This window comes from Candidatus Binatia bacterium, assembly GCA_035631035.1.
Classification (GTDB): domain Bacteria; phylum Eisenbacteria; class RBG-16-71-46; order SZUA-252; family SZUA-252; genus DASQJL01.
This window is the reverse complement of sequence record DASQJL010000063.1, coordinates 1-8166: the sequence shown is the minus strand read 5'-3', so window position 1 is coordinate 8166 and position 8166 is coordinate 1. Positions and strand designations below refer to the sequence as shown.

The following is an 8166-nucleotide window of genomic DNA, read 5'->3' as shown; positions in this document are numbered from 1 at the left end:
CGGCGCGGATAGTAGTGATGCCGGCCCCGCCAGCCGTGGTACCGGTACCCGGTCCCGTAGACGACGGTGCCGTGATAGGGATACCAGCCCAGGTAGCCCGGCAGATAGCCGACATACACGACGTCCGGCGTGGCCTCGTAGACGTCGACGTACCGCACGTCGTACACGGGGCAGCTAGGCGGAATGTCCTCCAGACCGAGAGGCCGGGTGTCGCTGACGCTCCAGGGCCCGTCGGGGTCGTCCGCGATGTACCAGACGCCCTGGTCGCACGCGTAGTAGCGCCCGTCGGCGAGGATCACCTCGGCGTCGGTGTTCACGGCGTATTCGAGATTCGTGCCCTCGATCGGCTCGAAGTCCGGGTCGCCGTCGTACGCCACCTCCAGGCTATGATCGTCGCGCCGGATCGCGCTGGTCTGAGGGATCTCGGCGTCGGCGACGGCATCCTCGGCCAGGTCCGTGCCCGCGACGCTCGCCAGGATGTTGCCCTTGGGGGAATCGGGCGGCACGCGCCCGAAGCTGGCCGGAAGCTCATCGCCGCGAACGAAGGTCCATGGCCCGTCGGTCGAGGGAGCCCGGAACCAGCGCCCCGAAATCAGGACGTACAGGTCCTGCGTCGGAACCTCGAGGACGACGTCGCTCTCGGTATTGGTCACGTAGAGCAACTCGTCCTCGACCAGCGTGGCGTACTGAGGGGCCCCATCGGTGGCGATCAGCTCGGTGGGCTCGGTCGCGGTCAGCACCTCGGGCGGCGGGCCCTCCACGTCGTCGGAAGAGGTGGTGTCCGGGGGAACCACCGCGCGAACGGCCGAGGGTGGAGCGGCGATGTCGTTCCACGGTCCGAGCGGGTCCTTCGCCCGGTACCAGAGATTCGCGCCATTCAGGTAGTAGGTGCGGCTCCTCGGATCGAGCACCACGGCGTACGGCGTGTTCACCACGCGCTGAAGGGCCGACCCCGCGATCGGCTCGAGGATCGGAGCGCCGTCGTAGACGACCAGGATCGCGCGGCGGTCGTGGAAGAGGATCTTGGGAGGCGTGTTGTCGATGCCCGCCACGCTGGCCCGCTCCTTCTCGGCGGCGGCCAGGCCGGATTGCAGCTCCTCGACGGAGAGCGACAGGTCCCACCGGCTCGCCTCGGATTCGACCAGGGTTTCGTAGCGGGCCGCTTCCTCGGGCGTGATGCCCGGCAGGCGCACCTTGGTGACGTCCAGGCTGCGCGCGGACACCGTGCTGCTGTCCCGGTCGATCGAGATGCGCTCCGTGTACCAGAGCACTCCGTACGTGCGCTCGTCCCCGTCGCTCTTCTTCAGCGAGAAGGCGGCGCGGCCGGTGAGCTCGTCGCCCTGAAGATCCTCGGGCTGCGGCTGATAGACGACGAAGGAGCCGCTCGGGGTGTCGAACTGCCGCGGCCAGTCGGCGTCGGCAGCGTATACGGGAGCGGCCGCGAGCGGGGCGGCGGCGAGCAGGGCGGCCAGGGCGAGCGGGAACATCCGCGGCGACAGCATGAAGCGCCTCCAGGCGAACGGTTTGTTGCGTCTCTCCTATCCATGGGAAGGTACTCCCGAAGTATGGTGGAGATGTGGCGGGATTGCGGGTTTCTGGTGAAGCGTGGCCTGCCGCCAGAGTTAACGATCATCGGCCGAAGACGATCGGAGGACGTCCATGCCCAAGCTTCGCGTCAGCAGCTTCGCCGTGTCCCTCGACGGCTACGGCGCCGGGCCGGATCAGGATCTACAGAATCCGCTCGGCCTGCGCGGGCCCGAGCTGATGGAGTGGTTCTTTGCGACCCGCGCCTGGCGGGAGATGCACGGCATGGAGGGCGGCGAGACCGGCGTCGACAACGGCATGGCCGAGAAGGGCCTTGCCAACATCGGCGCGTGGATCCTGGGACGGAACATGTTCGGCCCCGTCCGCGGCCCCTGGCCCGATGAGAGCTGGAAGGGCTGGTGGGGCGAGGAGCCGCCGTACCGCGTGCCCGTCTTCGTGCTGACCCATCACCCGCGCGCCTCCTTCGCGATGAAGGGCGGCACCGTCTTCCATTTCGTCACCGAGGGGATCCACGCGGCGCTGGACCAGGCGAAGGCCGCGGCCGGGCCGCGCGACGTTCGTCTGGGAGGCGGCGTGTCCACCATCCGCCAGTACCTCCAGGCCGGGCTGATCGACGAGCTGACCCTGGGCCTCCGGCCGGTGCTCCTGGGCAAAGGGGAACATCTGATGCAGGGGCTCGATCTTCGCGCGCTCGGCTACCAGTGCGAGGAATCGATCGCGGGGGAGCGCGCGACGCACATGGTGCTGCGCCGGCGGAAGTGATGGGGAAGAACTAGCGGGGCAATTCCACGCTCGATCGGCTTGGCGTGAGGCGCCGTCCGCTTACCGCACCGCTGCGACCTCGGCCCGATGGCGGACGAGGCGGATCTTGTCCTTGTACACGAACGCTTCGGAGTGCTGGGGATTGTGGCATTCCAGGCAGGTCGACTCCGGCGGGTTGCGTTCCAAATGCGCGGTCTCCGGGTCCTTCACGTGCGAGCCCCCGGGTCCGTGGCAGACCTCGCACTGCACGTTGGCGAGCGGATCCTCGGGATCGCCCAATTTGTATCCCGTCTTCGTGCGGAACCCCACCGTGTGGCACACGACGCATCGCGGCTGGTAGTGGCGGTGGGCGTCGAGGAGCGTCTTGTACGCGGTCGCGTGGCGCGTCGTCTTCCACTGGTCGAACTCCTCGCGGTGGCACTCGGCGCACCGGGCGGCGCCCTCGTACACCCCGTTCATCCGCGTCGGCGAGCTGGCGAAGAGGGGCCGGACGCTGGCCTGCGCGGAATCGCGCTTCCCGACACGGTCGTAGAAGCGGGTCAGCATGGCGCGGATCCTCGGCTGGTCGGGGACGTCCTCGAAGAGCCAGTGGTGGGTGGTCTTGGCGCTGGCAACCCGATGGGACGCGTCCAGGTTGAGGTCGACCGACTCCAGGCCGTAGTTGCGGCTGTCCTCGTAGAGCACGAGCGTCCTTCCGAGGAACCCCTGATCGCTCATCGTCTCCGGGACGCCGGAGGAGCGAACGAGCGCCGAGGTGCCGCTCGCGTTGGAGAGGATGACGTCGATGCCGGGAACGGCGCTCACGACGCGCCGGATCGTTTGCGGCTCCAGCCTTCCGATCACCAGCACCAGGTCGGCCGAGTCGCGCACGGACGGGACGACCCGCGCCAGCGCGTCCACGGGATTCGAGATCGCGAGCGCCGCCGCGTTCGCCTCGAACTGTGCCGGCGTTCCGGGGCCGTGGGGCGGCTCGAAGACGGCGACGATCCCGACCCGAAGCTTCCCCGCGCGGACGATGCGATGCGCGGGCGCGAGCGGCACGCCCTGTTCGGCGAGGTTGGAGCCGAGATACGGAACCCCCAGGTCCCGGGTCGCGGTCCGGAACCAGCCGGTTCCAAAGAGCAGCTCGTTCGTGCCGATCGAGGCCGCGTCGTAGCGCATCGCGGCCATCGTCTCCAGATACAGGCGCTGCTCCTGCCGTGAGAGATAGTCCAGCTCGGACGGGCTCTCCGGTTTCGTGAAGGCATTCCCCAGATCGACGAGGGGCGAGCCGGGGTAGGCGCGACGCAGCCGTTCCAGCACGGTGGCCCGGCGCGCCACCCCTCCCGACTGGTTCACCTTGCAGCCGCAATGCTCCAGGAAGCCGTTCGTGTCCCCGGTGAAGATGACGGTGAGATCTCCGACCGGCTTGCCGGCGGGTGGGGAGGGCGTCGGTTGGGCCGGGGCCAGGCCGAAGAACCGGCCGGCAGGAATCGACTCCTTGCCGCGGACGTATCGGTCCCGGAACGCGTCCCACGTCGCGGGCCGCGTCCCTTCGATCGAAGCCCAGAGCGATCCGGCGGGCCGGGTGCGGAACATGCGCCGCACGGCGCCGTCGAGCGTCTGACGGCCATGCGTGCTCTCCCGCAGGGAGCGGTCGAGGTACGCGAGCACGAAGGGGGCTTCCACCTCGCGGCCCAGCCCCGTATCCAGCCTCGAATCGTAGAGGTGCTCGAGATCCCGCTCCGACCCCTGAACGCGCCGGGATCCGGCGTACGAAGTCGCGAGGTCGCGCTCGATCTCGCCTTCGTCCACCAGTCCCGCGGCGGCCACCGCGCGCCAGGCGTAGAGATGGGAGATCCCGTCCATCACCCAGTATTCGTCAGGGCGCGGGATCTCGTCGCGGTACGGAGTGAACTTGAGATAGCCGTCGAGCAGGCCCTGCGCGTAGCGCCGGAGGCGGCTCGGCGTCATCGGGACCAGGGTTTCCCCCTGTCCGGTCGCCCAGGCTTCGCCGTGGATCTCGTTGCCGTCCGGCGTCGAGGGCAGTACGCAGGTCACGTATTCGGGCCCGAGATTCCGGCCGAAGAGGGAGTGGACGGCCCGGGTCGCGCGCTCGAGGGAGCCGATCGCTGCTCTCGCCCCGGGGCTTCCCGGCTCATAGGCGAAGCGATAGCGCGTCCCGCCGATCGACACCGAGCGTTCCGTGAAGGGGCCGAACGCCAGCGTGGAGGCGATGAGATGCTCGTCGGCGAATCGCCCGCCGATGGCGGTTCGGAACGCCGCGCCCGCGGAGTGCCACGGCGTCACGGCGCGCCAGCCGCGGGGAAGGGTGAAGCGGACCTCGATGTCACGAGGCGGCGTCCCCTGGGGGAGGAGGAAGAGATCGCGCCCCGTGAGCTCGGCGAAATCCTTGCCGAGGTAGCCGTACCGCACGCTGCTGAAGCCCACGTGGGCGTCGCCTTCGCGCACATCGGGATCCACGCGATAGCGGACGTGAATGCGTGAGGGAAGCGGTCCGCGCACGACGAATCGCGGAACGGAGAGCGTCCGTCCTTCCGCCGTGAGCGTCCCGGTCGAAAAGAGGACGGGGAGCTTTGAGCCGGAAGGATCGGTGGCGTGCAGGTCGGAGACGTGGAGGACGTCGACGCTCTCGAAGCCGGCGAGCACGAACGAGTCCCGGCCAGAGGTCGTCCAATTGGCCGCGACCTGGATATCGTGCGGCGTGGAGGGATCGATGACGACGCGGTAGCTGCCGGGCGGCGTGGAGCCGCATCCGGAGAGCAGCAGGATCAAAACAGTAAGTGGGAACCGGCGACGGGGCATGGTCGGGAATGCGGACCGGCGGTGCCGCCGGTCCGCCCCGGACGGCGAATCAGTGACCGTTGCAGGCGACCGTGGTGCAGCCTCCGCCGAACACGCACTTCGTGCCGCTGCCTTCGAGACACACGTACCCGGGAGAGGCGAACTCGCAGGCGCGGTTCGCGCACTTCGCCGCTTCGGCGGTGGCGACGCCGACGCTGGCGAGCGCCGACTGATACGGGCCCTTCGCGACGGACTTCGGGGTCGTGGTGAGGAACATGCCGACCAGAGTCATGGCGAACGCAAGGATCAACACGAGGGACAGGAGCTTGAGCCGAGAGGTCATGTCTCCATCCTTTCCGACCATGGGGGATGAACACCGGCCCGGGCGGTCGGGACCCGGGCGGGCAGGCCGGCGGCACCACCGGCGGCCGCGCATGGAACCGCGGAGGGCGGGAGTATAGCAATCATGCTCGCGGCTCAACGGCGAAAGCGCCGAGTTTGTGACAAAGATCACAAGGCGGCGCCTGACGGTCTGACAGGACGGGGGCCTTTCTGTCATGTCACCGGGACGTGCGCGGCTTTCCCTCCCTCTCAAGCTCCGTCATTGCAGCCACGACCCCGGTGAATGAAATGGCACGTGCCATGCGTTTGGAGGGTCTCGAGGGGAAGCATCTCGGGTGAGAGTCATCCCGTCCTACCGCGACCGGAAGGGGTCGTCATGAAAGCCCATCGTACTCAAATCCATGGTCACGTGAGCCCGGGCTTCGAGGCCGTTCGCGAGACCTTCGCCGAGAATTTCTCGCGGCGGCACGAGCTCGGCGGGGCGTGCTGCGTCTACTACCGGGGCGAGAAGATCGTCGACCTCTGGGGCGGCGTCCGGAACAGGGAGTCCGGCGAGCCATGGGAAGAGGACACCATGGTCCTGGTCTGCTCGACGACCAAGGGTCTCGCGGCGATGACGCTCGCGCTGGCCCACTCGCGCGGCTGGCTGGATTACGAGAAGCGCGTCGCCGCGTACTGGCCTGAGTTCGCGCAGAACGGTAAGGAGACGATCACCGTCCGCCAGCTCCTGGGCCACCAGGCGGGATTGTTTGCGCTCGACGAGCCCGTCGGTCGCGACGTGGTCGCGGACCTCGACCGCCTCGCGGTCGTCCTGGCCCGTCAGAAGCCGGCGTGGGTGCCGGGCACGAGGCAGGCCTATCACGCCATCACGCTCGGCTACTACGAGAGCGAGCTCTTGCGCCGGATCGATCCCAAGCACCGCAGTCTCGGCCAGTTCTTCCAGGATGAGATCGCCACTCCGCTCGGGCTCGACTTCTACATCCGTCTCCCGGAGTCGATCCCGAACGACCGGTTCGGAACGCTGACCAAGCCCGGCCTGAGCGCGATGGTGTTCGGATTTCCCCTGCGGCTCACCTTCGCGGCGTTCAACAACAACTCGAATATCGTGCGGGCGCTGATCGGCTCGGAGTGGCCCCACGACGAGAAGCGCGTCTACGCGCGCAATTTCGAGATCCCCTCCGGGGGAGGAGTCGGCACCGCGCGCGCCATCGCGCATGCGTACAGCGTCTTCGCGGCGGGAGGCCAGGATCTCGCGCTCCGGCCGGAGACGGTGGCGCTGCTCGCCGCCCCCGCGGTTCCGCCGACGCGCGGGTTCTACGACGAGTGCATGCTGGGGGACGGGGTACGGTTCTCGCTGGGCTTCATGAAGAACAGCCCCGGGTTTTCCTTCGGAAGCGAAGGGTCCTACGGCTCGCCGGGGTCGGGCGGCTCGATCGGCTTCGCCGATCCCAAGCTCGGGATCGGATACGGTTACGTCACGAGCCAGGGAGGCACCGCGGTGGCCGGAGACCCGCGCGACATCGCGCTCCGAGACATGGTGTACTCGATCGTGGCGGATCTTCCGGCCGGCCAGGTGATGGAGATGTCGGGTTCCAAGGGGGCGTGACTCCAGCAGGTGGATCCCGCGCGGCTCATGGTCGCCCGCGGCGCGGGAGCCGCTCGAAGCGGTAGGCCAGCTCCGGTCTCCGGCCCTGCTCATAGGCCAGGCGGGCGATGACCAGCGTGAACGGCTCCAGGTTGCGGGCCATCCGGAGGGGTCCGGCATCCTCGGGTTCGAAGCCGACGTCGCGAATGAGGCGCGCGGCGACCCTCTTGGCGCGCGCGTCGTCACTGCAGTAGAGCAGGGAAGGGCGCCCGCGCCGGCGCCGGGCGTCGAACACCGAGAAGAGCACCTCGCTCGGTACGGTGCCGAACGCCGAGACGACGCGGCCGCGGCGGATCTGCTTGGCGAGCGCCTCCGCGCCCGAGGACCTATGGGCGACGACCAGCCGGGTGTCGTCCGCGCTCATGGGAAGGGAACAGGTGAGGACGACCTTCCCGGCCAACGGCCCCGCCTGCTTCAGCACGTCGTTCCGCCGCGACCAATGCACGGCGAAGAGGACCGCATCGGCATGCCGCGCGGCCTCGGCCGGCGTGCCGGCCCGCGCTCGCTCGCCCGCTTCCCGCGCGAGACGCTGCAGCTTCCGCTCGCTCCGGGCATAGCTGAACACCACCTCGTGCCCCGCGCGGGCGAAGATCGTTCCGAGCTTTCCACCCATCAGCCCCGAACCCAGGATGCCGATTCGCATTACGCCTCCAAGATGGTGGCCAAGAGTCCCGTTGTGCCCGGTTCGCCTTCCCCCCTAGGCTATCGTCATGGGGTTTACGATGGGTAAGGCTACCACCACGAGTCGCGCATTCCTCCTCGCCACGGCGCTCCTGTTCCATCTCGCGACCACGCCATCCATCTCGGTCGGCCAATGGGTCGAGGGAGGCTTTCGTGTCGCGGACTCGGCGTATCCGTCGTTCCTGGCGCAAGCCGAGGACGGGGCAGGTGGCTCGTTCCTGCTCTGGACGGGGTACGGGTATACGGGCGACCTCGACCTGTTTGCATCAAGGGTTACATCCGAAGGGCGGCGGCCGCCGGGGTGGCCAGACGGCCGCGTGACCGTTTGCGCCGCGCCGGGGGTGCAGCTGAGGGCGGCTGCCATCCCGGATGGATCAGGGGGAGTCCTGGTTTTCTGGCGAGACGGG

At 68.6% G+C, this 8166-nt stretch carries 7 protein-coding genes; 3 read left to right on the top strand and 4 right to left on the bottom strand.

The window, feature by feature from the left end; all coding sequences use genetic code 11:
• A partial coding sequence (locus VE326_07145; protein ID HYJ32982.1) for a carbohydrate-binding family V/XII occupies window positions 1-1502 on the bottom strand: 1502 nt, incomplete at its 3' end.
• A 157-nt stretch (window positions 1503-1659) separates the two neighbouring features.
• Between VE326_07145 and VE326_07140 the strand changes: the two genes are divergently transcribed.
• On the top strand, window positions 1660-2307 hold the full coding sequence (locus VE326_07140) for a dihydrofolate reductase family protein (GenBank protein HYJ32981.1): 648 nt from the start codon (window positions 1660-1662) through the stop codon (window positions 2305-2307).
• A 60-nt stretch (window positions 2308-2367) separates the two neighbouring features.
• Here the strand turns inward: VE326_07140 and VE326_07135 are convergent, their stop codons facing one another.
• Both VE326_07135 and VE326_07130 read right to left on the bottom strand, forming a co-directional pair.
• Entirely contained in the window at window positions 2368-5082 is a 2715-nt protein-coding gene (locus VE326_07135) for a multiheme c-type cytochrome (GenBank protein HYJ32980.1), read from the bottom strand.
• A gap of 79 nt (window positions 5083-5161) precedes the next feature.
• Entirely contained in the window at window positions 5162-5434 is a 273-nt protein-coding gene (locus VE326_07130) for a hypothetical protein (GenBank protein HYJ32979.1), read from the bottom strand.
• Between the two features lie 408 nt (window positions 5435-5842).
• On the opposite strand from VE326_07130, the gene VE326_07125 reads away from it, so the two are divergent.
• Window positions 5843-7039 (top strand): serine hydrolase domain-containing protein, encoded by a 1197-nt coding sequence (locus tag VE326_07125; protein ID HYJ32978.1) that lies wholly within the window; start codon window positions 5843-5845, stop codon window positions 7037-7039.
• Between the two features lie 25 nt (window positions 7040-7064).
• Here the strand turns inward: VE326_07125 and VE326_07120 are convergent, their stop codons facing one another.
• Window positions 7065-7721: an NADPH-dependent F420 reductase gene (locus VE326_07120; protein ID HYJ32977.1), complete on the bottom strand. Its 657-nt coding sequence runs from the start codon at window positions 7719-7721 to the stop codon at window positions 7065-7067.
• Window positions 7722-7788: 67 nt separating this feature from the next.
• On the opposite strand from VE326_07120, the gene VE326_07115 reads away from it, so the two are divergent.
• On the top strand, window positions 7789-8166 hold a 378-nt coding region (locus tag VE326_07115; protein HYJ32976.1), incomplete at its 3' end, for a hypothetical protein.

What these genes read in the sequence shown, in the direction of transcription:
- VE326_07140 (HYJ32981.1), top strand. Translation starts at nt 1,660, where the DNA reads ATGCCCAAGCTTCGCGTCAGCAGCTTCGCCGTGTCCCTCGACGGCTAC.
- VE326_07120 (HYJ32977.1), bottom strand. Translation starts at nt 7,721, where the DNA reads ATGCGAATCGGCATCCTGGGTTCGGGGCTGATGGGTGGAAAGCTCGGA.
- VE326_07130 (HYJ32979.1), bottom strand. Translation starts at nt 5,434, where the DNA reads ATGACCTCTCGGCTCAAGCTCCTGTCCCTCGTGTTGATCCTTGCGTTC.